We start from the raw sequence: 25,492 nt of genomic DNA, 5'->3' as shown, positions 1-25,492 counted from the left end.
CTACACGCTGTGTAGTAACACTACGGCGAATAGTAGGCCGACGCCGTACAGTGTCAAGGTGGGCGAAGCGACGACGAGCCGCCGGGAACGGCTGCGGGCGGAGACGGCACGCGAGATCAAGACGATCGCGCTGGAGCTGATGGCCAAGGGCGGCCCCGACGCGATCTCACTGCGCGCGATCGCCCGCGAAATGGGCATGACGGCCGGCGCGATCTACGGCTACTACCCCACCCGCGACGACCTGATCACCACGCTGATCTCCGACGTCTACACCTCGTTCGTCGACACCGCCGAGGCCGCGCGCGACGCCGTGCCCGCGGACGACCCGGCCGGGCGGATCCTGGCGTGGGGCCGCGCCCTGCGCGAGTGGGCCCTGGCCAACCCCGAGGGCTTCCGGCTCATCTACGGCGACCCGGTGCCCGGCTACCGCGCCCCGGAAGGCGGCGCCGCGGCGGACGCGGAACGCCGGGCGTGCGCGCTGCTGACCGAGCTGGTCGCCGGGGCCTGGCCGACGGTCCAGGCCCCGGACGACGACTTCACCTGGGAGGACTTCGGCCCCGCCCTGGTCCAGCACATGCGCGAGGAGTTCCCCGGCCTGCCGCCCGGCGTGCTCGCGCTGTCCCTGCGGACCTGGGGGCGGATGCACGGCCTCATCTCCCTTGAGGTCTACGGCCACCTCGGGCCGCAGGTCACCGACCCGGCGAAGCTGTACGAGTCGGAGTTGCGGGCGCTGCTGCGCTCGCTGGGCCTGCGACCCGACGGCCGCCCTTGACCCACCGCAGGGATCCGGGCTTGCGCGCCTCGCGGCGGATCTTCAGCACCCCGAGCTTGCAGGCCAGCTCCTTGTAGGCCGCGCCGAGGCGGCCGCCGACCTGGAAGTTCAGCGCGGTGTCGTCCTTGCGCGCGAACTGCCGCACGGCCGCGTGCCGACCGAGGCTGACGCACGACCCCACCAGCGCGACGTCCAGCACCGGCGGTTCGGTCCCGGCGATGCGGCTCAGCACGGTGTCGGCGGCCTGCGCCCCGAGCGGCGCGGCGGCCTGGCAGCTCATCCGCAACGGCAGGCCCGACGGCGCGGCGGCGTCGCCGGCCGCGACGATCCGGTCGTCGTCGAGGCTGGTCAGCGTCTCGTCGGTGAGCAGACGGCCGAGGTCGTCGGTGCGCAGCCCGCTCGCGGCCGCCAGCTCCGGCACGGCGAAACCCGCGGTCCAGACGGTCAGCGCGCTCGCACGCACCGTGCCGTCGGTGTAGACGACCGCGTCCGGCCGGACCTCGGCGACCTCGACGGTCTCCAGCACGGTGACCCCGTGCCGGGCGAGCCACTTGGCGATGTACCGGCGGCTCCCGGCGCCCAGCGACGGCGCGAGGGTGCCGCCGCACACCAGGGTGACCCGGCGTCCCCGCTCGGCCAGTTCGGCGGCCGTCTCGATACCGGTCAGCCCGCCGCCGACCACCGTGATCGGCGCATCGGCACGCAGCTGGTCCAGCTCGCCGCGCACCCGCTGTGCCGATTCGAGTTCGGCGAGCGGGACGGCGAACTCGGCCGCGCCCGGCACCGACGGCACCGCCGCGGTGCTGCCGACCGCGTAGATCACGTAGTCGTAGTCCAGCTCGCGGCCCGAGGCCAGCTCCACCGTGCGGGCGCCGGTGTCGATGCGGGTGGCGGTGTCGACCACGAGGTGGACGCCGTCGTCCAGCATCGAGTCGTAGTCCACCGCGGCCTCGCCGGTGCCGGCGACGAACTGGTGCAGCCGGATGCGGTCGACGAACGCCGGACGGGGGTTGACCAGCGTCACGTCGACGTCGTCGCGCATCCGCAGGCGGGAACCGACCACCCACCGCCGCGAAACGTCAGGCCTGACGTTCCGCCCCGCTGTCCGGTCGGACCGGTGGAGACGGACGCGACCGAGGAGCCGAGCACACATGACCGAACCGGACGACGGCCTGACCGCGATCATGAGCGAGCGGCGTCAGCTGATCAACCTGGCGTACCGGCTCCTGGGGTCCCTGGCGGAGGCCGAGGACGTGGTCCAGGAGACCTGCGCGCGCTGGTACGCGATGTCCCGCGAGGATCAGGAGGCCATCGTCTCCCCCGGCGCGTGGCTGACCAAGGTCGCCGGCCGCCTCTGCCTCAACGTGCTGTCCTCGGCCCGCGCCCGGCGCGAGACCTACGTGGGCGAGTGGGTTCCCGAACCGGTGCCGGACAGTTCCGAGTGGCGGCCCGCCGATCCCGCCGACCGGGTCACGCTCGACGAGTCGGTCAGCATGGCCTTCCTCGTCGTGCTCGATGCGATGACCCCGGCCGAGCGCGTGGCGTTCATCCTGCACGACGTCTTCCGCTACTCCTTCGCCGAAATCGCCGAGATCGTCGGCCGCACCCCGGCCGCGTGCCGCCAGCTGGCCTCCTCGGCCTGCTGGCCCCCGACGTGACGGCGATCAGCGACGGCGGCGGTCTGGTCAGCACGGTCCTGCGCCCGGTCGAAGGCGCCGAGCGGATCCTGCGCTCGCTGATCCGCCTGGAGCAGCGGTTCCGCGCGCACACGCTCCTGGAGCGCACGGTCAACGGCCGGCCCGGCCTGGTCGCCCAGCAGGACGGCGTCACCGTGTCGGTGTACGCGTTCGAGATCGCGGACGAGAAGATCCGGCGCATCTGGGCGGTGCTCAACCCGGAGAAGCTCCGCGCGTGGAGTTGACCACGGGTCGACTTGACGCGCCGGTCACCGCACCCGCGCGCCCGCCAGCCACACCCCCGCCGGGCGCGCCAACGTCGTGATGTCCCTCAACGGGTCGCCGTCCACCAACAGCAGATCCGCGTCGAAACCCGGCCGGATGCGGCCCTTACGTGCCAAACCCGCCACCTCCGCCGCCAGCGACGTCGCCGACGCCAGCGCTGCCTCCGCCGGGATTCCGCCGTCCACCAGCCACTCCACGGACGTCGCGAGCATGCCGTGCGGCTTGCCCGGCGAGATACCCGAGTCGCCGCCGGACACGATTCGCACCCCGGCCTCGGCCATCCGCACCACCTGGCCGATCCGGTCGCGGATCGTCGAGCCCGTCCGCTCCAGGAACTCCTTCAGCGCGGGCGGCGGGGTCATCTCGCCGATCGCGCCGAGCGTCGGGCACACCGTGATCCCGCGCGCGGCGATCGCGGCGGCCAGCTCGTCGCTCATCCGGATACCCTCGGGTGTCAGGCAGCTGCAGTGCTCGATCCCGTCCACGCCCACGGCCACCGCCTGCTCCACCGACGGCGTGCCGTGCGCGTGCGCGGTCACCGGCAGCCCGGCCGCGTGGGCCTCCTCGACGACCAGCCGCAGCTCGGCGAGCGTGAACTGGCAGGCCAGGATGTCGGTACCCGGCGTCATGCCGCCGCCGCTGGCCATGACCTTCACGACGTCCACCCCGCGCTCGGCCCGCTCCGCCACGGCCGCACGCAGTTCGTCGGCGCCGCTCGCCTCACCGCCCATGTTCCAGCAGTGCCCGCCGCGGCTGGTGATCGGCGGCCCCGCCGCGACGATCGTCGGCAGGGCTCGGCGGCCGCGCCAGCGCAGCGTCGCGTACCGGCGATCGCCCAGATCCCGCACGCTGGTCACCCCGGCGGCCAGCTGGACCCGCAGCGCACGCTCGATCACGTCGTCCAGCTCGTCCTCGGTGTAGCCCGCGAGCCGGTCGAGCGCGCCGGAACCGCCGTCGCCGCAGAGGTGGGTGTGCATGTCGATCAGCCCGGGCAGCAGCGTGCCGGGCGAGCCGACGACCGGCAGGTCCGGCACCGGCCCGCCGACCCGTTCGATCATCCCGTCGCGGACGAGCACCGGCAGGTCGTGGTGCGCGCGTTCGCCGTCGAAGACCTGGGCCGCGCGGATCACGAAGGCGTTCACCACCGGGGAATCGCCTCCCGCGGCCGGGTCGTGACAAGATCGCCTCGGTCCACACGACGGAGTGTGCCGGAAGGACAGTCATGAAGCGCTCGCTGCTCGCCCTGCTGGTCCTCGTGGGCTCGGTCCTGGCGCCCGCGTCCGCCGCCGCCGCGGACGGCCCGCCGCTGCGGGTGCCCGAGGCCACGCTGGACGCGGCGGTCGGGTGTACCGGTGATGTCGCCGGGTCCGGCCACAACCCGATCCTGCTGGTGGCCGGGACGACGCTGACGCCGGAGGTCTTCGCCTGGAACTACGCCCCGGCGCTGACCGCCTTGGGCCGGCCGTTCTGCACGGTCGCCTTGCCGGACAACGGGATGGCCGACATCCAGGTCGCCGCCGAGTACGTGGTGCACGCGATCCGCACGGTCAGCGCCGCCGCCGGGCGGGACGTGGACATCGTGGGGCACAGCCAGGGCGGCATGATCCCGCGCTGGGCGCTGAAGTACTGGCCGGACACGCGCTCGCGGGTGGGCGACGTGATCGGGCTGGCGCCGTCCAACCACGGGACCGTGGTGGCGCACGCGGTGTGCCTGCCGGGGTGCGCGCCCGCGTTCTGGCAGCAGCGGTCGGGTTCGGCGTTCCTGACCGCGCTGAACAGCGGCGCGGAGACCTGGGCCGGGATCGACTACACGAACGTCTACACGATCCTGGACGAGGTGGTCGCGCCGAACCTCGACGACTACGGCAGCTCGTCGCTGCACACCGGGCGGGGCCGGATCAGCAACGTCGGCCTGCAGGAGGTGTGCCCCGCGCACGTGGCCGACCACCTCACGACCGGCACCACCGACGGGGTGGCGTTCGCGCTGGTGGTGGACGCGCTCACGCACGACGGCCCGGCCGACCCGGCGCGCCTGCCCGCGGACGTCTGCACGCGCCTGCTGATGCCCGGCGTGGACCCGGTGTTCCTCGCCGTGCACGAAGCCCGCATGGCGACGGTGGTGGCGACGCAGGTCGCGCTGTACCCGCACGTTCCGGCGGAACCCGAGCTGGCCAGCTACGCCCGCTGACACCCGGCTCATTGCCCGTCGCTCGTTCGAGCTCCTGGAGCCGATCTGCCTGGTCACCCACTTCGCCGAGGAGTGCCGCCAGGAGATGGCCACGCTCGGCCACCGCACCTACTGGGACGGCTACTTCGCCGGCCGCGCCGCGCCGCTGGGGCGGGTGCCGGCGGAGGTCGTGCACGCGGCCTTCTACAGCTTCGCCGAGGGGGAAGCCGCGCGGCACATCCCGGGCGTGTGGGAGACGGCCTCGCCCGAGGCGTCTCTCGCTGCGCGGGAGCGGGGCAGCGCGGCCTCCCTGCGGCGGATCCTCGGTGACGAGCCGGCCGGCTCCCCGGGCCTGGTGCGCGCCGCCGACCTGACCACCAAGGCCGCGACGAGCGCGCCGACCGCGGGCCGGGTGATGTACGCCGGGATGCGCACCCTCCCGGTGCCGGGCGATCCGGTCGCCCGGCTGTGGCATTCCGCGACCATGCTGCGCGAGCACCGCGGGGACGGGCACATCGCCGCGCTCCTCGGCGCGGGCATCGGTGGCACGGAGGCCCACGTGCTTCGCGCGGTGGACATGGGCATTCACCCGCCGGAGTCGTTCGGGCGCATCCACCACCTGCCGAAGGCGCGGCTGGCCGCGGTCATGGCCGGCTTGCGCGAGCGCGGGCTCCTCGACGCCGACGGCCGGTTCACCGACGCCGGCCGCGAGACCAAGGAACGCATCGAGGCCCTCACCGACGAACTCGCCGCCCCGCCGTACGACGCCCTGTCCCCCGCCGACCTCGACGAGCTGATCGCCGAACTCGAACCGATCACCGCGAGGCTGGTGGCCGCCGGATCGCGGTGACGGGCCGTCAAGCACCAAGGGTGTCGATCTCGGTGGACAGGATCGCGGCCTGCTCGTCGAGCGAGCGGTCGTCGGGCTCCTCGCCCACCCGCTGCCGCAGCGCCTCGCGCTCGATGACGGTCAGCGCGCCCTCGTGGCGGGGCAGCTCTTCGGCCGGCAGCACCGCGAGGCTGCCTTCCTGCATGACCAGCCGCGCGCCGTTCCCGGCCCGCAGCAGCGCCTTCAGATCGCCCGCGGTCACCTTCATCGGGCCTCCCTTCGTCGGCCCCCGGCTACCCGCTCCGGCGCCCCGTCAAGCGTGTGCACCCGCAGCGCCAGCTGGATCTCCAGCGCCCGCCCCGGCTCGTGCCAGTCGCCGCCGAGCAGGGTGGCCACCCGGTCCAGGCGCTGCACCACCGTGTTGACGTGCACGTGCAGCGTCTCCTTCGCCCGGGTCAGGTTGCCACCGGCGGCGAAGTACGCCCGCAGCGTCCCGGTCAGGTCCGTGCCGCGCCGCTCGTCGTAGTCGAGCACCGGGCCGATCGTGCGCCGCACGAACCCGGTGAGGTCGCCGCGGTCGCCGAGCAGCACGCCGAGGAACCCGAGCCCGGCGGCCGAGGCGCCCTCGCCGGAGCGGCCCAGCGCCAGCAACGCCCGCAGGCACCGGATCGCCTCCGCGTGCGCCGCCGCGATCGCCGCCGGTCCACGGGCCGGGCCGGCCGCGCCGATCGTCACCGGCGTGTCCGTCGTGGCGGTCAACGCCGCCGCGATCCGGGAGGCCACCGCGTCCGGCTCGCCACGGACCAGCAGCACGACCTCCTCCGCGTGGATGCCCGCCAGCGTCGCGTGCCGGGCCGCGGCCACCGCCAGCCGGGCGCGCGACACCGATTCGGCGTGCGCGACCAGGACCGCGTGCGGTTCGGTGAGGTCCACGCCCAGCCGTTCGGCCCGCGCGAGCAACGCACCCGGGTTGCGGTCCGGCGCGGTGAGCAGGTCGGTCAGCAGCTCACCGCGCACCTCCTCCTCGGCCTTGGCGACCGACCGGCGCAGCAGCAGCAACAGCGCGGTCACCACGGCCGCCCGCTCGAACAGCCGCCGGTCCGCGTCGAGCAACGCCTCCCGCCCGGCCAGGACGATGCTGCCGAGCAGCTCCGGCCCGGCCTGCACCGCGCACACCAGCGACCCGGCGCTGGCCACCGACCTCCCGGTGCTCCGCGACACCGCGACCACGTCCGGATCCGGTGCGGGCGGGGCGGTTCCGGCGTGCGCCAGCTCCTCGCCCGCCGCGTCGAACAGCCCGATCGAGCCGTGCAGGACGTCGGCCACCGCGGCGGCCACCTCCGGCACGTCGCCGCCGCGCAGGACCAGGTCCATCAGCCGGTCGTGCGCCTCCTCGGCGCGGTGCATCGCCGCGGAGTGCGAGCTGATCTCGTCCAGCAGCCGGGCGTTGTCCAGCGCGATCACCGCGTGGTCGGCCAGCGAGGACAGCAACGCGACCTCGTCCGGGGTGAAGTCGCGCGGCGTGCGGTCGGAGGCGTAGAGCACCCCGATCACCGTGCCGCCCAGCGACAGCGGGACGCCGAGGATCGCGGCCAGGCCCTCGTCCCGGACCGCGTCGTCGATCGGCGTGGTGTGCAGGAACCGCTCGTCGCGGAAGTAGTCCGGCGTCGCGTACGGACGCGCGCTCTGCGCCACCAGTCCGCCGAGCCCTTCGCCCATGCCCAGGATGACCTCCTTGAACAGGGGCGACACGCATCCGTCGGTGACACGCATGTAGGTGCGCCCGGCGGTTTCGTCGTTGAGGCTCAAGTAGGAGACGTCCGCGCCGAGCAGCGTGCGAGCCCGCCGCACGATCGACCGCAGCACGGCGTCCGGATCGCGCAGGCGGGCCAGGTCGCTGGCCGTGTCGAACAACGCGGTCAGCTCGGCCTCGCGGCGGCGGTGCGCGGTGAGGGTGGCGTGGATGCGCAGCGCCAGCTCGGTGGCCTTGGGGTGCGCGGCGCCGGCGTGCGCCAGCTGCTCGCTGCTCGCCCCGCCGGCGAGCAGGTCGAGCAGCCGGAGCACGTCGTCGTCCACGACCGTCATGGTCTCATCGCGCGACCGGTTCCGCGGCAGCCGCGGGCTCCTCGTCGTGCAGGGACGTGCCCGCGGTCTCCTTCGCGCTGGTCACCGCGATCACGGTGATCACGCACATCGCGACCACGTACAGCGAGACCGCCAGCGTGCCGCCGAACTCCCTGAACAGCGCGACCGCGACGATCGGCGCCAGCGCACCGGCGGCGATCGAGGACAGCTGGCCGCCGATGGACAGGCCGGTGTAGCGGACGCGGGTCGGGAACTGCTCGGCGAAGAACGCCGCCTGCGGGCCGTACATCGCGCCGTGCAGCACCAGGCCGACCGTCGCGGCGAGCACGATCATCCCGGCCGAGCGGGTGTCCATCAGCGCGAAGAACGCGAACGCCCAGCCGGCCATCGCGACCGCGCCGAACAGGTACACCGGGCGGCGGCCGATCCGGTCCGACAGCGCGCCCCACAACGGGATCGTCAGGAAGTGGATCGCCGATCCGATGAGCACCGCGTTGAGACCGGTGGACTTGCTCAGCCCGAGCGGGCCGGTGACGTAGACCAGGATGAACGCGGTCAGCACGTAGTAGGACACGTTCTCGGCCATGCGCGCGCCGATGGTGATGAGCACCCGCCGCCACGCGCCGCGGAAGACCTCGACCGCGGGGGCGCGGTGCTGCTCGCCGCGCTGACGGGCCTTTTCCTGCGCGGCCAGGAACACCGGCGACTCGGTGACGGTGAGCCGGATCCACAGGCCGATGATCACCAGCACACCGGAGAGCAGGAACGGGATGCGCCAGCCCCACGAGGTGAACGCGGCGTCGGACTGCACCGCGGCGAGGATCGCGAGCACCGCGGTGGCCAGCAGGTTCCCGCCGGGCGCGCCGCACTGCGGCCAGGACGCCCAGAACCCGCGGCGGCGGTCGTCGCCGTGCTCGGACACGATGAGCACCGCGCCGCCCCACTCGCCGCCCAGCGCGAAGCCCTGGACCAGCCGCAACGCCGTGAGCAGCAGCGGCGCGGCCACGCCGACCGCCGCGTAGGTCGGCAGCAGGCCCATCGCGCACGTCGAGCCGCCCATCAGCAGCAGGCTGAACACCAGCAGCTTCTTCCGGCCGACGCGGTCGCCGAAGTGGCCGAACACCAGACCGCCGAGCGGCCGGGCGAGGAAGCCGATCGCGTAGGTGGCGAACGACAGCAGCGTGCCGGTCAGCGGATCGCTGCCGGGGAAGAACAGCTTGTTGAAGACCAGTGCCGCGGCCGATCCGTAGAGGAAGAAGTCGTACCACTCGATCGTCGTGCCGATGAGGCTCGCGCCGACGACTTTCGCGATCGAGCGGTTCTCGCTGCGGGGCATGGGCAACACTCCTTTGTGCCGTGGCGGAAACGTCAGGCGGCGGTCCAGCCGCCGTCGAGGGGCAGGGAAATCCCGGTGATGTGCCCGGACGAGGGGCCGCACAGCCAGCGCACGGCGTCGGCGACCTCGGCCGGGTCGATGAGCCGTTTGATCGCGGCGCGCCGCAGCAGGACCTCGCCCAGGACCTCGTCCTCCGGGCGTCCGTGCGCGGCGGCCTGGTCGGCGATCTGGTCGCGCACCAGCTGCGTGTCGACGTAACCCGGGCTGACGCAGTTGCTGGTCACCCCGTGCGGCGCACCCTCCAGGGCGACCACTTTGGACAGTCCTTCGAGCGCGTGCTTGGCCGACACGTAGGCGGACTTGAACGCGCTCGCACGCAGGCCGTGCACGCTGGAAAGGTTGACGATCCGGCCCCAGTGCTGCGCGTACATGTGCGGCAGCACCCGGCGGATCAGCAGGAACGGCGCGGTGACCATGACCGCGTGCATCCGGGTGAACACCTCGGGCGGGAACTCGGTCAGCGGCGCGACGTGCTGGAAGCCGGCGTTGTTGACGAGGATGTCGACGTCGGCGGGCAGGGTGCCGATGCCGGCGGGGTCGGCGAGGTCCGCGGTGTGCGCCCAGCCGCCGGTCTCGTCGGCGACGCGCGCCGCCGCCGCGGAGTCGATGTCCACCACGTGCACCTTCGCCCCGGCCTCGGCCAGGGCGTGCGCGCAGGCGCGTCCGATCCCGCTGCCGGCGCCGGTCACCAGCGCGACCCGGCCATCCCAGTAGCCACTCATGGCGACAGACGGTAAGCGGCCGGGAGCGCGAAGCCTATGTGCGTGATCGCCACAAGTTCCCGGCAGCCTGTGGTGGGCGGCGCCACCCGGAATAGGTGACCTCGGGTGCGTGTTGCACCCCGCATGGCGACGGTAACGCTGACCAAGGACAACTTCGAAGAGGTCGTCAACTCCGACGGCATGGTGCTCGTCGACTTCTGGGCGGCCTGGTGCGGGCCGTGCCGGATGTTCGCGCCCGTGTTCGAGGGTGCGGCCGACCGGCACGACGACATCGTGTTCGGCAAGGTCGACACCGAGGACCAGACCGAGCTGGCGCAGGCGTTCGGCATCCGGTCGATCCCGACGCTGATGGCGGTGCGCGACGGTGTGGTGCTCTACGCCGAGCCGGGCGCGCTGCCCGAACAGAGCCTGGAGGAGCTGATCGGCAAGCTGCGCGAGGTCGACATGGACCAGGTGCGCGCGGAGATCGCGAAGCAGCAGCAGGCCGAATGACGGTTTGCCGGTGGTCACCGGCGAGCCGATGATGGAGGCATGACGCCCCGGGGGTTCGACGCGGTCGCCGACGAGCTGTACGCGCTGCCCCGGGACGAGTTCACCTCGATCCGCACCGAGCGGGCCAAGGAGGCGAAGGCCCGCCAGCCGGACCTCGCGAAGCGCATCAACCAGCTGCGCAAGCCGACCGTCGCCGCGTGGCTGGTCAACCAGGTCAGCCGCCGGCACCCGGACGAGATCGGGCAGCTCGCCGACCTCGGCGCGCGGCTGCGGACCGCCCACCAGAAGCTGGCGGGCGACGAGTTGCGCACGTTGTCCCGGCAGCGCAACGAGCTGATCCGCCGGTTGAGCGGACGCGCGGGCGGCGTCGCCGGTGAGGCCGGGGTGCCCTACAGCGACGTGGCGATGCGTCAGGTCGAGGACACGTTCGAGGCCGCGGTGTCCGATCCGGACGCGGCCGCGGAAGTGGCGGCGGGGCGGCTTTCCGCGGCGTTGTCACCGTCCTCTTCGGAGGATTGGCTCGCCGCCGCGCTGGCCGCGTCGCCGAAGCGCAAGGCGGCGCCACCGCCGCCGGTGAAGAAGAAGCCGTCGAAGCGGGACCCGGAGGCCGAACGCCGCCAAGCCGCGCTCGAGGAAGCCCGCGTGAAGGCCGCGGAGGCGGAGGCCGCCCGCGACGAGGCGCAGCAGGCGCTGGACGAGGTGAGCGCCCGGGCGGAGAAGGCGGCGGCGCGGGTCGCCGAACTGCGCGCGCAGCTGGACGACGCCACCCGTGAAGAGCGCGCGGTGCGCAAGGAACTCACCGCCGCCCGCAAGGCCGCGACCGCCGCGGACAAGGCCGCCGACGACGCGCGGCGGCAGGTCGCCGAGATGGAGTCGTTCGGCAAACGTCGACGCTAGCCGGGCCGTTGACCCGCGTGCCAGACTGGCCGCGACCGGACGGGTGGTGAACGCCGATGACATCGCAGCAGCGCACCAAGGCCACGGCCGCGGGCGTCTACGACTGGTACCTCAACGGGCACCACCACCTGCCGTGCGACGCCGAGGTGGCGATCGCCGCGCAGAAGGTGTTCCCACTGGCCGGGCAGGTCGCCCGGTACAACCGCGAGTTCCTGCGGCGGGCCGTGCGGTGGATGATCCAGCAGGGGATCCGCCAGTTCCTGGACATCGGGTCGGGCTACCCCACCGCCGGGAACGTGCACGAGATCGCGCAGGGGTACGCGTCCGGCACCCGCGTGGTCTACGTCGACCTGGACCCGGACACCGTCCGGGTCAGCAACGAGCTGCTCGCCGACGCCCCGGACGCGATCTGCCTGCACGGCGACGCGCGGGAGCCGGAGGACATCTTCGCGCGTGCGACGCCGCTGGACTTCGCCGAGCCGGTGGGGCTGCTGCTGGTGTCCGTGCTGCCCTTCGTCCCGGACGACGTGGCCCCGCTGGTGCGGCGCTACGTCGAGCGGCTCGCGCCGGGCAGCTACCTCGGCCTCACGCACATCACGTTCACCGAGGACGAGCAGGCCCGCCGGCGCCAGTCCGAGGTGACGCAGACCTACAACGCGAACGTGCAGCAGAACGTGACGACGCGCTCGCCCGACGAGGTGCTGGCGCTGTTCGACGGGACCGAGCTGGTGCCGCCGGGCCTGGTGCTCGCCACGCACTGGAACGCACCACGCGGCTACCGCCCGGCCCCGGACGACCAGGCGAGCGCCGTCCTGCTCGGCGGCGTGGGCCGGGTTCTCTAGGAAACCGGATCGCTCAGCCCCGCGAGTCCCACGCTCCTGTCGGCGAGTCCCACACTCCCGTCGGCGAGTCCCACACTGGCGTCAGCGAGTCCCACACTCCCGTCGGCGAGTTCCGCACTCCTGCCCGCGAGTCCCACGCTCCCGTCGCCCGCGCCGCTACGCCAGCGGCTCGGCGCGGGCGGTCCACCTTCCCTCGGTCCGGGTGATGCGCACCGGGTGGTCGAAGCACTTGCTGATGTGGTCCGTGGTCACCACCTCGTCCGCCGGGCCGGACGCCAGGCACTGGCCCTCCCGCAGCAGGAGCGCGTGCGTGGTGCTCACGGGCAGCTCCTCCAGGTGGTGGGTGACCAGCACGGTCGCCAGCGCGGGGTGCTCCCGCCGCAGCGCGTCCACACTGGACAGCAGCTGCTCGCGCGCCGCCACGTCCAGGCCCGTCGCCGGCTCGTCGAGCAGCAGCAGCCGCGGTGCGGGCATCAGCGCGCGGGCGATCAGCGCCCGGCCGCGCTCGCCCTGGGACAGCGTCGGCCAGCGGGCGTCGCGCTGACCGCTCAGCCCGAGCATCCGGATCAGGCGCTCGGCGCGCTCCCGCTCCACCCCCGTCGGCTGCCAGCGCGGCACCAGCTCGGTCGTGTTCGTCAGCCCGGTCAGCACCACCTCGAACACCGTCAACGGCGAGGTCAGCGGGTGCCGCGGGTTGATGTGCCCGAGGAACGACCGCAGCCTGCGCATGTCCACCCGCCCCAGCCGGTGCCCGAGCACGTCGACCGTTCCGCGCGTCGGGTGCGTGACCGCCCCGAGCAGCCCGAGCAGCGTGCTCTTGCCTGCCCCGTTCGCGCCGAGCAGCGCCCAGTGCTCGCCCTCGCGGACCGTCAGCGAGATCGACCGGAGCAGGTACCGGCCGTCGCGGACGAGATCGACATCGCTCACCTGCAACACGGGCGTCATGGCCCGCACGCTACCAACTCCTCAGACGTCTGAGGAAAACGGACATCCGATAACCTCCCGGAATGGATCGGGTCGAGACGCGAGAACTCGCCTACTTCGTCGCCGTCGCGGAGGCGCTGCACTTCGGCCGCGCGGCGGAAGGGCTGGGACTGGCCCAGCCGGCTCTGTCGAAAGCCGTGCGGTCGCTGGAACGGCGGCTGGAGGTGACCCTGTTCGAGCGCACGAGCAGGCGCGTGGAACTCACCCCGGCCGGCGAGGTGCTGCTCGACGAGGCCCGGAAAGCGCTTGCCGCGGTCGCCGCGGCGGCCCGGCGCACCCAGCGCGCCGGCCGCGGCGTGCCCTACCTCGCCCTGGCCGCCAAACCCGATGGTGACGCCGGCCTGCTGCCCCGGATCCTGCGCCGCTACGAGAGCGATCCGGCCGCGGTGCCGGTCGAACTCGTCACCGCGCACGAGGACCGCGTGTCGCTGCTGCGCGACGGCCGCGCCGACCTCGCGCTGCTGCACACGCCCTTCGACGACGCGGCCGGCCTGGAGACGGCGGAACTGCGCGCCGAGCCGCGGGCGGCCCTGCTGCCGCCGGACCACCGCCTGGCGCAGCGGGCGATCCTGCAGCTGTCCGACCTGCGCGGGGAGCCCGTCGGACGCTGGGCCGGCTACCCGGACTTCGGTGGCGTCGAGGTCACGGATCTGGCGAAGCTGCTGCGCGTGACCTCCCGCGGCCGGGCCATCGCGCTGCTGCCGCGGTCGGTGCTGGACACGCTGGACCACAACCTGGTCACCGTCCCGGTCGTGGACGCCGCCCCCGCGCGGTTGCTCCTCGCCTGGCCGCAGGGCACCAGCTCCCCCGCGGTCGCGGCGCTGGCGCGGGCGGCGCGGGAGGTGGCCGCGGACTACCGCTCGGTGAACAGGTCGGACAGGTCCTTGCGGCCGGTCGGGATGGCGGAGCGGCCACGCGGGCGCTGACCCGGCCAGCCCAGGGCGAGCGCGTGGTGCGCGCGCCACGGGTGCCCGTGCCCGGTGAGCGCGGCGGCTTCGACGGCGTTGATCTCGGGGTACAGCGAGACCGGGCAACTGCCGAGACCGGCGAAGTGCGCCGCGACGACGAGCGTCTGGCACACCCGGCCGAGGTCGAACTCGGTGTCGTGGCCGGCTTCGGAGTCGGACAGCAGGACCAGCGCGACCGGGGCGGTCGCCAGCGGCAGCGCGTACTGCCCGAGTCGGGCCAGCGCGCGGCGCAGGTCCGGGTCGGTGACCGAGACGAACCGCCAGGGCTGGCGGTTGCGGGCGGATCCGGTCCAGCGCGCGGCGTCGACCAGGTCCGCCACGAGGCGCCGCGGCACGGGACGCTCGGCGAACACGCGGGTGGCGCGGATGGCGACGAGCGTGCGGAGCGGATCGTCCATGCCGGGAGCGTCCCACGCGTCCGGCGAAAGGGACCTTCGGCCCTGGATCCGGGGCGGGCGAATCGGGCACTGTGGGGACAGACCCCGAGGTGCCCGGGCACTACGAGGTCGAGGCCCTACGGTCCCGCGACGGCGGCTCCGAAGGCCGCAACCGCCGAGTGGAAACCGGTCCTGGTTCACCTCCCCGTCGGCGAACCAGGCCGGAACTGTGTGCACACGCGTGAAGGGCCCTTCGCGAAGCAGCGAAGGGCCCTTCAGCGTTGGCACGTCAGGGAATGACCACCCCGGCGTCCCCGGCAGCCAGGCGTGCCGCGCGGTTCGCCGCGGCCAGCTCCTCCGCCGTCGTCCGCGGCGGGACACCGTCGGCCAGCCAGGCGGCCAGCAGCAGCGCCACCTTGGAGCGCATCTCGGTCCGCAGCCGGTGGAACGAGTCGACCGGGTCGGCGCCCACCTGGCCCAGCAGCAGCCACCACGCCCACGCGGCGGCACCCGCGTTCGCCACGAAGTCCGGGATCACCGGGATCCCGCGTGCGGCGAGCATGGCCTCGGCCTCGGCGGTGGTCGCCGCGTTGGCCGCCTCCACCACGACCTTCGCCGCGACGTCCGGAACGTTGTCCGGCGTCAGCGCGTAGGAGATCGCCGCCGGGACGAAGATGTCCGCCTCGACCCCGACCACCGCGTCCCGCGGCAACTGCCGGATCCGCGCGGGCAGCCGCGACCGGTCCACCTCGCCGAACCCGTCCCGCAGCTCCAGCAGCGCCGGGACGTCCAGCCCGGCCGGGTCGTACAGCGTCCCGGCCGCGTCGGCGACCGCGACCACCCGCATGCCCGCCTCGTGCAGGTACCAGGCCGCGCCGCCGCCCATGGTGCCGATGCCCTGGATCGCCACGGTGGTCGCGGCCGGCTCCCAGCCCCACGCGCTCGCCGCGCCCAGGCACGCCTGCGCGACGCCGTAACCGCCGACCACGTCACCGAGCAGCAAACCTCCCGGCACCGGGGCGTTCAGCCCGGCGTGCACGCGGCGCAGGGTGCGCGCCGGATCGAGTGAGCGGCGGATGGCCGCGTGGTAGGACTGCTCCAGGCCGAGCCGCTCGAAGACCTCGTCGATGAGGTGCTGCGGCACCCCGAGGTCCTCGGCGGTCACCCAGTGCGCGTCCAGCCACGGGCGCATCGCCTGGCAGAACCGCTCCAGCACCCCGACGGCCCCCGGGTCCTTCGGGTCGAAGTCGATCCCGCCCTTCGCCCCGCCCACCGGCAGGTCGAAGGTCGCGGTCTTGGCGGCCATGCCGCGGGCCAGGTCCTCGACCTCGGACAGCGTGCAGCCGGCGCGCATCCGGGTGCCGCCCGTGGCCAGGCCGGAGACCAGCGTGTGCACCACGAGGTAGCCGTGGGTGCCGGTGACCGGGTCGGTCCAGGTCAGCCGCAGCATCGGCTCCTGCGTGCGCGGGAGGGTCCGCTCACCGGCGAGCCCCCGCGGGTCCTGCATCGTGGTCAACTGTCCCCTCCAAGCCTGTCGCCGATTCCGGGCGCAGCACAGCGCACCTCCGCCACCGCGTGGTGGCTTCGGTCGCCGGTCCGAGTGGAATCGGGAGATCCATTCCCGCTGACACCAGGGTGCGGCAGTGGTCCCGCACACGTCCAGTTAGGGATCATGCACGGTTCCGTTCACGTTCCCTGCACAGCAGGTGATCCTTACCTACCCTGAGCCCATGGAGCTTTCGCTGCACCGGTTGCGGATGCTTCGGGAGCTGCACCGCCGCGGCACCGTCACGGCGGCCGCGGCGGCCCTGCACTACACGGCTTCGGCCGTCTCGCAGCAGCTCGCGCAGCTGGAACGGGACGTCGGGGCCAAGCTGTTCGAGCGGCTCGGCAGGCGCGTCCAGCTGACCGAGCTGGGCGTGGTGCTGGCCGAGCACGCCGAGGAGATCCTCAAGTCCGTCGAACGGGCGACGATGGCGCTGGAGGAGGCCCAGGAGGGCGTCACCGCGCGGTTGACGGCGGGGGTGTGGGCGTCGGTGGCGTCCGGGTTGCTGCCGTTCGCGTTGTCCGCACTGGCGAAGGAGCACCCGGGGATCGAGGTGCGCACCAAGGAGCTGGCGCCGGAGGAGACGGCGGGGGCGGTGCGGGACGGCGCGCTGGACTTCTCGTTCGTCATCGACTACTCCGACTACCCGATGCCCTGGGACCCGGCGCTGACGCGGGTGGTGATCGCGGTGGAGCGGCTGCACGCGGCGGTCCCGCGCGGAGCGGTGCCGGCGAACACGGTGAGCCTGACGGAGCTGGCCGAGCACCCGTGGATCCTGGCCGGGCCGCGCTCGCACTTCGGCCGCGCGGTGCGGCTGGCGTGCCAGCGGTACGGGTTCGAGCCGAAGATCAACCACGAGGTCGGCGAGCAGGCGACCGCGCTGGCGATGGTGGCGGCCGGGCTGGGGGTGACGCTGGTGTCGGACCTGGGCCTGTCGCTGCGGCCGCCCGGGCTGGACATCGTGGCGCTGACGGAGCCACCGATGCGCACGGTGTCCATCGCGCACCGCACGGCTTCCGCGCGGCCCTCGCTGCAGCTGGTGATCGACGCGGTCCGCGCGGCGGCCGCCGAGCAGGGGCTGGGGGCGGCCGCGCCGCTACCGTGAAAGGGCTTTCCCGCCTGCCCCGCCCGTCAGCCGGCCAGCGCCTCGTCGCACGTCGGGTAGAGCGGGAACTCCTCGACCAGGCCCACGACCTCCATCGCGCGCACCACCACCGGGTCCGCGGCCGCGAGCCGGATCGGCAGGTCGTCCCCCGCGGCCTGCCGCACGGCGACCAGCGAGGCCATGCCCGCCGAACCCAGGAACGTCACGCCGGTCAGGTCGAGCACCAGCAGCGCCGGGTGCTCACGCAGGGCCCGGCTCGCCGCGTCGTCCAGCCGGGGTGTGGTCAGGAGGTCGAGTTCGCCGCTGACCTGGACCACGACGGCCTCGCCACGGCGTTCGACGGCCACCGCCACCCCGTCGACGGGGTGGCCGGCCGGGTCGCCCGGGTTCAGTGGATCGGGTGCCTGCACGCACCCATCCTCCACTGCCGCGCGCCGGGGCGAAACTCCTCCTTCGCCGGACACGCCGCCGCGGGTCAGGCACGCACCTCCGGCAGCCACCGCTGCAGGCATTCGAGCAGTTCGTGCGCGTCGACCGGTTTCGTCAGGTAGTCGCTGGCCCCGGACGCGAGCGCCTTCTCCCGGTCGCCCTGCATGGCCTTCGCGGTGACGGCGATGATCGGCATGTCGGCGAACCGCGGGATCTCCCGGATCGCCGCGGTGGCCGCGTACCCGTCCATCTCCGGCATCATCACGTCCATCAGGACCAGCTCGATGTCGTCCTCGGCGAGCAGCGCGTCGATGCCCTTGCGCCCGTTCACCGCGTGCCGCACGTCCAGCCCGTAGCTCTCCAGCGCACCCCGCAGCGCGAACACGTTGCGCGGGTCGTCCTCCACGATCAGCACCTTGTGCCCGCGCAACGGCTCGTGCACGGACCGGTCGCTCCCGGACCGGGACAGCGACGGCAACGGCGAGCGCGGCTGGGTCAGCGGGATGACGTCGTCGGGCCCGTCGGCGGACAGGTGCAGCGCGATCCGTTCCCGCAGCTCGTCGAGCGAGGGCAGCAGCTCCAGCGGCTGCATCGCCGCGCGGGTCTGCACCAGGGCCTCCTGGTCCGGGGTCAGCTTGCGGGACGGGTGCGCGAGCACCGGCACCGAACGCAGGTCCGGGTGGTCGGCCAGCGCGTCCAGCACGGCGAACGCCCCGCCCTCGGGCAGGCTGATGTCCAGCACGACGCAGTGGTGCGGGCGGCTGAGCAGCACGTTCGTCGCCTGCTCGGCCGTGCTCACGGTGGCGACCGTGACCGTGCCGTGGGTGTCGGCGAGGTCGGCGGCGGCGCTGCTCGCCAGCAGCGACAGCAGACCGGTGCCCGCCGACTCGACGACCAGCACCTGCCGCTTGCCGTGCGTCTCGCGGGAGGTCTCGGGCTCCGGCTCGGCCAGCACGGTCTCGGTCGCCGCGGCCGGGGGCACGCGGTCGGCCGGGAGCCTGCCCAGCGGCAGGAACAGCGTGAACGTGCTGCCCTCGCCGAGTTCGCTCTCCGCGCGGATCTCGCCGCCGAGCCGGTAGACGACCTCGTTGCTGATCGACAGCCCGAGCCCGGTGCCGCCGTAGCGGCGGCTGGTGGTGCCGTCGGCCTGCTGGAACGCGGCGAAGATCGCGCTCAGGTTCTCCTTCGCGATGCCGATCCCGGTGTCGGTGACCGCGAACGCGACCACCGGGCCCCTCCTACCGGGCGGCAGCTCCTCCTCGCGGGCCATCCGCACCCGCAGCTCGACCCGCCCGTGGTCGGTGAACTTGACCGCGTTGGACAGCAGGTTCCGCAGCACCTGCCGCAGCCGCTGCTGGTCGGTCACCAGCTCGCGCGGCACGTCCGGATCGGCGGTGACGGCGAACGTCAGCCCCTTCTCCGCGGTCAGCGGCTGGAAGGTCGCCTCGACGTAGTCCAGCAGCTGGTTCAGCGCGAACGGCTCCGGGTGGATGTCCATCCGCCCGGCCTCCACTTTGGACAGGTCGAGGATGTCGTTGATCATCTGCAGCAGGTCGGACCCGGCCGAGTGGATCACCTCGGCGTACTCCACCTGCTTCGCGGTGAGGTTGCGGCTGGGGTTCTGCGCGAGCAGCTTCGCCAGGATCAGCAGGCTGTTCAGCGGCGTGCGCAGCTCGTGGGACATGTTGGCGAGGAACTCGGACTTGTACTTCGAGGCGAGCGCGAGCTGTTCGGCGCGCTCCTCGATCTCCCGCCGGGCCTGCTCGATCTCGGTGTTCTTCACCTCGATGTCGCGGTTCTGGCGGGCCAGCAGCGCCGCCTTCTCGGCCAGCTCGGCGTTCGAGCGCTGCAGTTCCTCCTGCTGCACCCGCAGTTCGGCAGCCAGCCGCTGGGATTCCTCCAGCAGCGAGTCGGTGCGCGAACTCGCCACGATCGTGTTGACGTTGACACCGATCGTCTCACCCAGCTGGTCCAGCAGGTCACGCTGCGCCTGCGTGAATCGCTCGAACGAGGCCAGCTCGATCACCCCGAGGGTGCGGTCCTCGAACAGGATCGGCAGCACGACCAGGTTGACCGGCGGCGCCTCGCCCAGGCTGGAGGAGATCCGCACGTACCCCGGCGGGGTCTGGTCGACGACGATCGGCCGCCGGGTGCGCGCCGCCTGCCCGATCAGCGTCTGCCCCAGCTCGACCTCGTGCCGCAGCTCCTCGGTGGAGTGCGCGCCGTAGCTGGCGATCAGCCGCAGCCTGGTGCTGCCGTTCTGCCCGCTGGCCAGGAAGAACGTGCCCTGCTGCGCGCCGACCAGCGGCACCAGCTCGTCCAGCACCAGCTCGGCGACCGTGGCCAGGTCGCGGTGGCCCTGCATCAGGCCGGCGATGCGGGCCAGGTTGGTCTTGAGCCAGTCCTGTTCCTGGTTGGCGTGCGTGGTCTCGCGCAGCGACCGCACCATCGAGTTGATGTTGTCCTTGAGCTCGGCGACCTCGCCCTGCGCCTCGACCGAGATCGACCGGGTCAGGTCGCCGGTGGCGACGGCGCTGGCCACCTCGGCGATCGCGCGCACCTGCCGGGTGAGGTTCCCGGCCAGCTCGTTGACGTTCTCGGTGAGCCGCTTCCAGGTGCCGGACACGCCCTCGACCTCGGCCTGGCCGCCCAGCCGTCCCTCGCTGCCCACCTCACGGGCCACACGGGTGACTTCCGCGGCGAACGAGCCGAGGGTGTCGACCATCGTGTTGATCGTCGTCTTCAGCTCCAGGATCTCGCCGCGCGCGTCCACGTCGATCTTCTTGGTCAGGTCGCCGTCCGCGACGGCCGTGGTCACCTGGGCGATGTTGCGCACCTGGTTGGTCAGGTTGTTCGCCATCGAGTTGACGTTGTCGGTGAGGTCCTTCCACGTGCCGGCGACGTTGGGCACGCGGGCCTGGCCGCCGAGGATGCCCTCCGTGCCCACCTCGCGGGCCACGCGCGTGACCTCGTCGGCGAACGCGCCCAGCGTGTCGACCATCGTGTTGATCGTGTCGGCCAGCGCGGCGACCTCGCCCTTGGCCTCCACGGTGATCTTCTTCGACAGGTCGCCCTGCGCCACCGAGCTGGCCACCTGCGCGATCGAGCGCACCTGGCTGGTCAGGTTCGACGCCATGCCGTTGACGTTGTCGGTCAGGTCCTTCCAGGTGCCGGACACGCCGCGGACGTTGGCCTGGCCGCCCAGGTTGCCGTGCGTGCCCACCTCGCGGGCCACGCGCGTGACCTCGTCCGCGAACGCCGACAGCTGGTCGACCATCGTGTTGATGGTCTCCTTCAGCTCCAGGATCTCGCCGCGCGCGTCGACGCGGATCTTCTGCGTCAGGTCGCCCTTCGCGACCGACGTGGTGACGTCGGCGATCGAGCGCACCTGGTCGGTCAGGTTGGCGGCCATGACGTTCACCGATTCGGTGAGCGCCTTCCAGGTCCCGGACACGCCCTTGACGTCCGCCTGACCGCCGAGACGGCCCTCGGTGCCGACCTCGCGCGCCACGCGGGTGACCTCGTCGGCGAACGCGGACAGCTGGTCGACCATCGTGTTGATGGTGTTCTTCAGTTCCAGGATCTCGCCACGCGCGTCGACGGTGATCTTCTGCGACAGGTCACCGTCGGCGACCGCGGTGGCCACGGACGCGATCGAGCGCACCTGATCGGTGAGGTTGCCCGCCATGAAGTTCACCGAATCGGTGAGCGCCCGCCACGTTCCGCCGACACCGGGCACCTGCGCCTGACCGCCAAGCCGGCCGTCGGTGCCCACCTCGCGCGCCACGCGCGTCACCTCGTCGGCGAACGACGAGAGCTGATCCACCATCGTGTTGATGGTGTTCTTCAGCTCCAGGATCTCGCCACGCGCGTCGACCATGATCTTCTGCGACAGGTCACCGCGAGCCACGGCCGTGGTCACCTGAGCGATGTTGCGCACCTGATCGGTGAGGTTCCCGGCCATGAAGTTCACCGAAGTGGTGAGGTTCTTCCAGGTGCCGGACACCCCGGGCACCTCCGCCTGACCGCCGAGGATCCCTTCGGTGCCCACCTCGCGCGCCACGCGCGTCACCTCGTCGGCGAACGAGGACAGCTGGTCCACCATCGTGTTGATGGTTTCCTTCAGCTCCAGGATCTCGCCCTTGACGTCCACCGTGATCTTCTGCGACAGGTCGCCCTTCGCGACCGCGGTCGCCACCTGCGCGATGTCCCGCACCTGAGCGGTCAGGTTGCCCGCCATCGCGTTCACCGAATCGGTGAGATCCGCCCAGGTCCCGGACACCCCCGGAACCCGCGCCTGGCCCCCGAGCTTGCCCTCGGTGCCCACCTCGGTCGCCACCCGGGTCACCTCCGAGGTGAACACGGACAACTGGTCGACCATGCCGTTGAAGACCGCGGCGATCTCGTCCATCAGCTCGTCGCCGACCTGCGGCAGCCGGGTGCCGAAATCCCCGTCCCGCACCGCGGTGAGCCCCGCCAGCAGTTGCTGCAACCGGGGATCGGCCAGCTCACGCTCGCTGCTTCGGCCCGCGTCCCGCTTGGCCTGGGCAGCCCGGCTCTCCGCCATCAGCGCACTCCGATTTCGTGAGGCCTTACCGATCGCCCTTGCGAACAATCGCTGCAGAAGAGGAATCTACTGGTAGCGCGGGTCGTATCCCAGCGCCACTTCTCTAGACTCGTTCCGTCCGCCCACCGACCGAGGGGCTCGAGGTGACGGCCCAGTACCCGCCGCAGACCGCCGGCCTCGACCCGCGGGTCGCGAGGCTGGCCGCCGTCGTGGACTGCCAGCAGCAGGAGATCGAGCGGCTGCGGGCGGAACGGGACGGCGGGCTGCTCGTCCCGCTCGCCGAAGGCATCCTCGTCGAACGGCTCGGCTACTCCCCCGGTGAGGCCGCCACGCACCTCGCCGACCTCGCCGCGCGGACCGGGACTTCCGTGGCGGAGCTGGCCGCGGACCTGGTCGCGGGCGCGGTGCGGCCGCCGCGGTCCCCGGTCGCCGTGGCCGGCGCCGCGCCCGACTTCGCGCGGCTGCCCGGCGGGGAGGCGGAGAGTTCCGCCCTGCTGGAGGAGGTCCGGCGCACCGCCGGCGCCGTCGCCGTCGCGTTGTGGCAGGTGCAGCCGGACGGCGCGCTGGGGCTCGTCGCGCACACCGGGCTGAACCTGCTGGAGGCCAGCCGCTGGCGGCACCTCCCGGTGCTGATGGACTGCCTGCCGCAACGGGCGGCGCGGGAACGGCGGCCGCACTGGATCCCGGAAGTGGAACTCGCTCCCGCGGTGCCGCTGCTGGCGGACGGTCATCGCGGGGCGCGGGCGGTGGTCCCGGTGACCACCTCGCGCAGCATCGCCGGTGTCGTGGAGTTCGTCTGGACCGCGCCGCTGCGGGAGTTCCCGCCGGAGCAGAAACGGCGCCTGGCCGCGCTGGCCGCGTTGTGCGGGCGGGAAATCATGCTCAGCACGCAGCCGGCCGGGGCGCTGCCGTCGACGGTGGGCCTGCTGGACTCCGGCCTGTTCGCCCGGCCGCGGACGGACGAGTCCGGCCAGGTGACCGACTTCGAGATCGCCCAGGTGGGCGAGGACTTCGCGGACCCGCACGGGCGGCGGCCGGCGGACCTGGTCGGGCGCGGGCTCACCCGGACGTACCCGCTGCTGTGCGCCTACGGGCTGGCCGACCGCGCGGTGGAGGTGCTGACCACCGGGGCGTCCGCGCAGCTCGGGCCGGTCCCGCTGGTCGCGCGCACCGGCGGCGCGGCCACCCCGGCGATGGTGGACGTGCGGATCACCCGCTTCCTGGACGGGGTGCGGATCGCGCTGACCCTCGGGCACGACGACCACCGGCTGGCGCAGCTGCTGCACAACCTGCAGCACATCGCGCGGCTGGGCAGCTGGGAGCACAGCGTGCTCACCGGCGAGATGACGTGGACCGAGCAGACCTTCGAGCTGTTCGGGCTGCCCGCGTCGGCGGGGCCGGTCACGTGGGACGGGCTGTGCACCTACGTCCACCCCGAGGACCTGCCGATCCTGGAGGCGTTCCAGACCACGCTGCTGGCGCGGCAGGAGGCCGCGACCGTGTTCCGGCTGATCCGGCCGGACGGCACACACCGGCAGATCCGCGCGCACGGCGAGCCGGTGCTGTCGGAGGGCGGTGAGCTGGTCGCGGTGCGCGGGATCTACCAGGACCTGTCGGCGCAGTACCAGAGCCAGGTGGCGCTGAGCGCGACGCGGGACCGGCTGGCCGACACCGAGCACGAGGCCCAGCAGCAGAACCGGATCGCGCGGGAGCTGCAGCAGGTGATCCTGCCGTCGGCGGCGCGGCCGGTGGAGATGGACGGCCTCGAGGTCGCGGTCCGGTACCGGCCGGCGGCGCAGGAGCACAAGGTCGGCGGCGACTGGTACGACGCGACGGTGCTGCCGGACGGGCGGATCCTGCTCGTCATCGGCGACGTGGCCGGGCACGGGATCGGCGCGGCGACCGGGATGATCGCGTTGCGCAACGCGCTGCGCGGGCTGGCCGTGACCGGGGCCGGCCCGGGGCAGCTGCTGGGCTGGCTGAACACGACGACGTTCACGGTGAACCGCGGCGTCACCGGGACCGCGTTGTGCGGGCTGTACGACCCGGAAAGCCGGACGCTGACGTGGGCGCGCGCCGGGCACCTGCCGCCGATGCTGGTGCGCGACGGGGTGGCCGAGCAGCTGCCGCTGCCGCGCGGGATCCTGCTGGGCGCGCGGCCGGGGGCCCGGTTCGAGGAGCGCGTGCTGCGGTTGCAGCCCGCGGACACGCTGGTCCTGTTCACCGACGGGCTGATCGAGCGGCGCGGGGTGCTGCTGGACGACAGCCTGGACCGGCTGGCCGCCGCCGCGTGCCACGCCGGGACGGACGTGGAGCGGATCAGCGACCAGCTCCTGGCCGAGGCGTCCTCCGACACCGAGGACGATTCGTGCCTGATCGTGATCCGGGTGTCCGAGCCGGTCACATCGGCGTGACAGGATCCGTCAGGGGAGTATGACCGAGAACGAGTGGCTGGCCGAACGGTTCGAGGCGCACCGGGCGCACCTGCGGGCGGTGGCGTACCGGATGCTGGGCTCGCTGACCGAGGCCGAGGACGCGGTGCAGGAAGCGTGGCTGAAGCTGAGCCGCAGCGACGCCGGTGAGGTGCGCAACCTGGGCGGCTGGCTGACGACCGTGGTGGGCCGGGTGTGCCTGGACATGCTGCGCTCGCGGAATTCGCGCCGCGAGGAGTACCCGGAGCGCCTGCCGGACCCGATCATCGCCCCGGAGGACGGCGCGCACCCCGAGCACCAGGCGCTGATCGCCGATTCGGTCGGGCTGGCGCTGCTCGTCGTGCTGGACACGCTCGACCCGGCGGAGCGGCTGGCGTTCGTGCTGCACGACATGTTCGCGCTGCCGTTCGACGAGATCGCCCCGATCGTGGACCGGACGCCCGCGGCGGCCCGTCAGCTGGCCAGCCGCGCCCGGCGGCGGATCCAGGGCAGCCCGACCGTGCCGGACGGGGACGTGACCCGGCAGCGCGAGGTGGTGGACGCGTTCTTCGCCGCGGCGCGGGACGGGAACTTCGCCGCGCTGGTCAGCGTGCTGGACCCGGACGTGGTACTGCGGGCCGAGGCGGCCTCGCTGCCGGCCGGGGCGTCCCGCCTGGTGCACGGCGCCGAGGCGGTGGCCGGTCAGGCGCTCACCTTCCGGCAGTCCGGCGAGGGCGGGCAGGCGATCCCGGTGCTGGTCAACGGCGTCGCGGGCCGCCTCATCCTGCGCGACGGCCGGCCCTGGACGCTCTTCGCGTTCACGGTGGTGAACAACCTCATCGCGGCGATCGACATCATCAGTGACCCCGAGCGCCTGGCGGAGCTGAGCTACTGAGCCATCTGTTGTTCCGCTCCGCTTCAGCGAGAGCGACTGAAACCGCT

At 73.0% G+C, this 25,492-nt stretch carries 21 protein-coding genes and 1 pseudogene; 11 read left to right on the top strand and 11 right to left on the bottom strand.

The features are described 5' to 3' along the window. Window positions 1–58: 58 nt before the first annotated feature. Window positions 59–772: a TetR/AcrR family transcriptional regulator gene (locus L1857_RS08925; protein WP_094006650.1), complete on the top strand. Its 714-nt coding sequence runs from the start codon at window positions 59–61 to the stop codon at window positions 770–772. On the opposite strand, the gene L1857_RS08920 is transcribed toward L1857_RS08925, so the two are convergent. Next, a complete protein-coding gene (locus L1857_RS08920; RefSeq protein ID WP_240323261.1) occupies window positions 690–1,835 on the bottom strand; it encodes an NAD(P)/FAD-dependent oxidoreductase in 1,146 nt (381 codons plus the stop codon). The genes L1857_RS08925 and L1857_RS08920 overlap by 83 nt on opposite strands. A gap of 88 nt (window positions 1,836–1,923) precedes the next feature. On the opposite strand from L1857_RS08920, the pseudogene L1857_RS08915 reads away from it, so the two are divergent. After that, window positions 1,924–2,693, top strand: a pseudogene (locus L1857_RS08915) (sigma-70 family RNA polymerase sigma factor). 24 nt (window positions 2,694–2,717) lie between these two features. Here the strand turns inward: L1857_RS08915 and L1857_RS08910 are convergent. Then, on the bottom strand, window positions 2,718–3,875 hold the full coding sequence (locus L1857_RS08910; protein WP_240323262.1) for a metal-dependent hydrolase family protein: 1,158 nt from the start codon (window positions 3,873–3,875) through the stop codon (window positions 2,718–2,720). 80 nt (window positions 3,876–3,955) lie between these two features. Here L1857_RS08910 and L1857_RS08905 point away from each other — a divergent pair, with 80 nt between their 5' ends. Together L1857_RS08905 and L1857_RS08900 are read left to right on the top strand one after the other, a co-directional pair. Further along, the gene (locus tag L1857_RS08905) at window positions 3,956–4,921 is read left to right on the top strand and encodes an esterase/lipase family protein (RefSeq protein ID WP_116111441.1); all 966 of its coding nucleotides are present in this window, start codon (window positions 3,956–3,958) and stop codon (window positions 4,919–4,921) included. A 10-nt stretch (window positions 4,922–4,931) separates the two neighbouring features. Next, window positions 4,932–5,750, top strand: coding sequence for an SCO6745 family protein (locus L1857_RS08900; RefSeq protein ID WP_116111442.1), 819 nt, complete (start codon window positions 4,932–4,934; stop codon window positions 5,748–5,750). Window positions 5,751–5,757: 7 nt separating this feature from the next. Here L1857_RS08900 and L1857_RS08895 read toward each other — a convergent pair whose 3' ends face one another. From L1857_RS08895 to L1857_RS08880, 4 genes are read right to left on the bottom strand one after another with little or no spacing between them, the layout of a single operon-like run. Next, window positions 5,758–5,997 (bottom strand): hypothetical protein, encoded by a 240-nt coding sequence (locus L1857_RS08895; RefSeq protein ID WP_094006654.1) that lies wholly within the window; start codon window positions 5,995–5,997, stop codon window positions 5,758–5,760. Beyond that, window positions 5,994–7,814, bottom strand: a complete 1,821-nt coding sequence (locus L1857_RS08890; protein ID WP_249464831.1) for a helix-turn-helix domain-containing protein — start codon at window positions 7,812–7,814, stop codon at window positions 5,994–5,996. The genes L1857_RS08895 and L1857_RS08890 overlap by 4 nt, the downstream gene beginning before the upstream one ends. A gap of 4 nt (window positions 7,815–7,818) precedes the next feature. Next, window positions 7,819–9,150: an MFS transporter gene (locus L1857_RS08885; RefSeq protein ID WP_094006656.1), complete on the bottom strand. Its 1,332-nt coding sequence runs from the start codon at window positions 9,148–9,150 to the stop codon at window positions 7,819–7,821. A 32-nt stretch (window positions 9,151–9,182) separates the two neighbouring features. Further along, window positions 9,183–9,932 carry a 3-hydroxybutyrate dehydrogenase gene (locus L1857_RS08880; RefSeq protein ID WP_116111444.1) on the bottom strand — a complete coding sequence of 250 codons (750 nt, stop codon included), beginning with the start codon at window positions 9,930–9,932 and terminating at the stop codon, window positions 9,183–9,185. Window positions 9,933–10,055: 123 nt separating this feature from the next. Here L1857_RS08880 and trxA point away from each other — a divergent pair, with 123 nt between their 5' ends. The 3 genes from trxA to L1857_RS08865 are packed head-to-tail and all read left to right on the top strand — an operon-like array spanning window position 10,056 to window position 12,163. Further along, a complete protein-coding gene (trxA, locus tag L1857_RS08875) occupies window positions 10,056–10,424 on the top strand; it encodes a thioredoxin (RefSeq protein WP_094006658.1) in 369 nt (122 codons plus the stop codon). Window positions 10,425–10,463: 39 nt separating this feature from the next. Next, the gene (locus L1857_RS08870; RefSeq protein ID WP_116111445.1) at window positions 10,464–11,321 is read left to right on the top strand and encodes a hypothetical protein; all 858 of its coding nucleotides are present in this window, start codon (window positions 10,464–10,466) and stop codon (window positions 11,319–11,321) included. Window positions 11,322–11,377: 56 nt separating this feature from the next. Next, a complete protein-coding gene (locus L1857_RS08865) occupies window positions 11,378–12,163 on the top strand; it encodes an SAM-dependent methyltransferase (RefSeq protein ID WP_116111446.1) in 786 nt (261 codons plus the stop codon). Between the two features lie 156 nt (window positions 12,164–12,319). Here the strand turns inward: L1857_RS08865 and L1857_RS08860 are convergent, their stop codons facing one another. Beyond that, window positions 12,320–13,108, bottom strand: a complete 789-nt coding sequence (locus tag L1857_RS08860) for an ABC transporter ATP-binding protein (RefSeq protein ID WP_116111447.1) — start codon at window positions 13,106–13,108, stop codon at window positions 12,320–12,322. Window positions 13,109–13,170: 62 nt separating this feature from the next. Here L1857_RS08860 and L1857_RS08855 point away from each other — a divergent pair, with 62 nt between their 5' ends. After that, a complete protein-coding gene (locus tag L1857_RS08855; RefSeq protein ID WP_249464828.1) occupies window positions 13,171–14,073 on the top strand; it encodes a LysR family transcriptional regulator in 903 nt (300 codons plus the stop codon). Here the strand turns inward: L1857_RS08855 and L1857_RS08850 are convergent. Together L1857_RS08850 and L1857_RS08845 are read right to left on the bottom strand one after the other, a co-directional pair. Further along, window positions 14,001–14,513, bottom strand: coding sequence for a nitroreductase family protein (locus L1857_RS08850; RefSeq protein ID WP_116111449.1), 513 nt, complete (start codon window positions 14,511–14,513; stop codon window positions 14,001–14,003). The two genes, L1857_RS08855 and L1857_RS08850, sit on opposite strands and share 73 nt — an antisense overlap. A 268-nt stretch (window positions 14,514–14,781) precedes the next feature. Next, window positions 14,782–15,999, bottom strand: a complete 1,218-nt coding sequence (locus tag L1857_RS08845) for a Glu/Leu/Phe/Val dehydrogenase dimerization domain-containing protein (RefSeq protein ID WP_116111450.1) — start codon at window positions 15,997–15,999, stop codon at window positions 14,782–14,784. A 223-nt stretch (window positions 16,000–16,222) separates the two neighbouring features. Here L1857_RS08845 and L1857_RS08840 point away from each other — a divergent pair, with 223 nt between their 5' ends. Continuing rightward, complete coding sequence (locus L1857_RS08840; RefSeq protein WP_094006665.1) at window positions 16,223–17,143, top strand: LysR family transcriptional regulator; 921 nt, start codon at window positions 16,223–16,225, stop codon at window positions 17,141–17,143. 26 nt (window positions 17,144–17,169) lie between these two features. Here L1857_RS08840 and L1857_RS08835 read toward each other — a convergent pair whose 3' ends face one another. Together L1857_RS08835 and L1857_RS08830 are read right to left on the bottom strand one after the other, a co-directional pair. Then, complete coding sequence (locus L1857_RS08835) at window positions 17,170–17,553, bottom strand: STAS domain-containing protein (protein WP_094006666.1); 384 nt, start codon at window positions 17,551–17,553, stop codon at window positions 17,170–17,172. 65 nt (window positions 17,554–17,618) lie between these two features. After that, a complete protein-coding gene (locus tag L1857_RS08830; RefSeq protein WP_094006667.1) occupies window positions 17,619–22,139 on the bottom strand; it encodes a HAMP domain-containing protein in 4,521 nt (1,506 codons plus the stop codon). Window positions 22,140–22,282: 143 nt separating this feature from the next. On the opposite strand from L1857_RS08830, the gene L1857_RS08825 reads away from it, so the two are divergent. After that, window positions 22,283–24,553 (top strand): SpoIIE family protein phosphatase, encoded by a 2,271-nt coding sequence (locus L1857_RS08825; RefSeq protein ID WP_249464822.1) that lies wholly within the window; start codon window positions 22,283–22,285, stop codon window positions 24,551–24,553. A 19-nt stretch (window positions 24,554–24,572) separates the two neighbouring features. Next, window positions 24,573–25,445: a sigma-70 family RNA polymerase sigma factor gene (locus L1857_RS08820; protein WP_094006669.1), complete on the top strand. Its 873-nt coding sequence runs from the start codon at window positions 24,573–24,575 to the stop codon at window positions 25,443–25,445. Window positions 25,446–25,492 lie beyond the last annotated feature (47 nt).

Origin of the sequence: Amycolatopsis thermalba, from assembly GCF_023376025.1 — a bacterium.
GTDB lineage: Bacteria > Actinomycetota > Actinomycetes > Mycobacteriales > Pseudonocardiaceae > Amycolatopsis_E > Amycolatopsis_E thermalba.
Note: the sequence above shows the minus strand (reverse complement) of the source record. Positions and strands in the feature narration are given on the sequence as shown.

Coding starts and splice junctions, on each gene's coding strand:
- L1857_RS08850 (WP_116111449.1), bottom strand. CDS start 14,513: ATGGACGATCCGCTCCGCACGCTCGTCGCCATCCGCGCCACCCGCGTG.
- L1857_RS08905 (WP_116111441.1), top strand. CDS start 3,956: ATGAAGCGCTCGCTGCTCGCCCTGCTGGTCCTCGTGGGCTCGGTCCTG.
- L1857_RS08885 (WP_094006656.1), bottom strand. CDS start 9,150: ATGCCCCGCAGCGAGAACCGCTCGATCGCGAAAGTCGTCGGCGCGAGC.
- L1857_RS08820 (WP_094006669.1), top strand. CDS start 24,573: ATGACCGAGAACGAGTGGCTGGCCGAACGGTTCGAGGCGCACCGGGCG.
- L1857_RS08890 (WP_249464831.1), bottom strand. CDS start 7,814: ATGACGGTCGTGGACGACGACGTGCTCCGGCTGCTCGACCTGCTCGCC.
- L1857_RS08895 (WP_094006654.1), bottom strand. CDS start 5,997: ATGAAGGTGACCGCGGGCGATCTGAAGGCGCTGCTGCGGGCCGGGAAC.
- L1857_RS08830 (WP_094006667.1), bottom strand. CDS start 22,139: ATGGCGGAGAGCCGGGCTGCCCAGGCCAAGCGGGACGCGGGCCGAAGC.
- L1857_RS08870 (WP_116111445.1), top strand. CDS start 10,464: ATGACGCCCCGGGGGTTCGACGCGGTCGCCGACGAGCTGTACGCGCTG.
- trxA (WP_094006658.1), top strand. CDS start 10,056: ATGGCGACGGTAACGCTGACCAAGGACAACTTCGAAGAGGTCGTCAAC.
- L1857_RS08855 (WP_249464828.1), top strand. CDS start 13,171: ATGGATCGGGTCGAGACGCGAGAACTCGCCTACTTCGTCGCCGTCGCG.
- L1857_RS08860 (WP_116111447.1), bottom strand. CDS start 13,108: ATGACGCCCGTGTTGCAGGTGAGCGATGTCGATCTCGTCCGCGACGGC.
- L1857_RS08865 (WP_116111446.1), top strand. CDS start 11,378: ATGACATCGCAGCAGCGCACCAAGGCCACGGCCGCGGGCGTCTACGAC.
- L1857_RS08880 (WP_116111444.1), bottom strand. CDS start 9,932: ATGAGTGGCTACTGGGATGGCCGGGTCGCGCTGGTGACCGGCGCCGGC.
- L1857_RS08840 (WP_094006665.1), top strand. CDS start 16,223: ATGGAGCTTTCGCTGCACCGGTTGCGGATGCTTCGGGAGCTGCACCGC.
- L1857_RS08845 (WP_116111450.1), bottom strand. CDS start 15,999: ATGCAGGACCCGCGGGGGCTCGCCGGTGAGCGGACCCTCCCGCGCACG.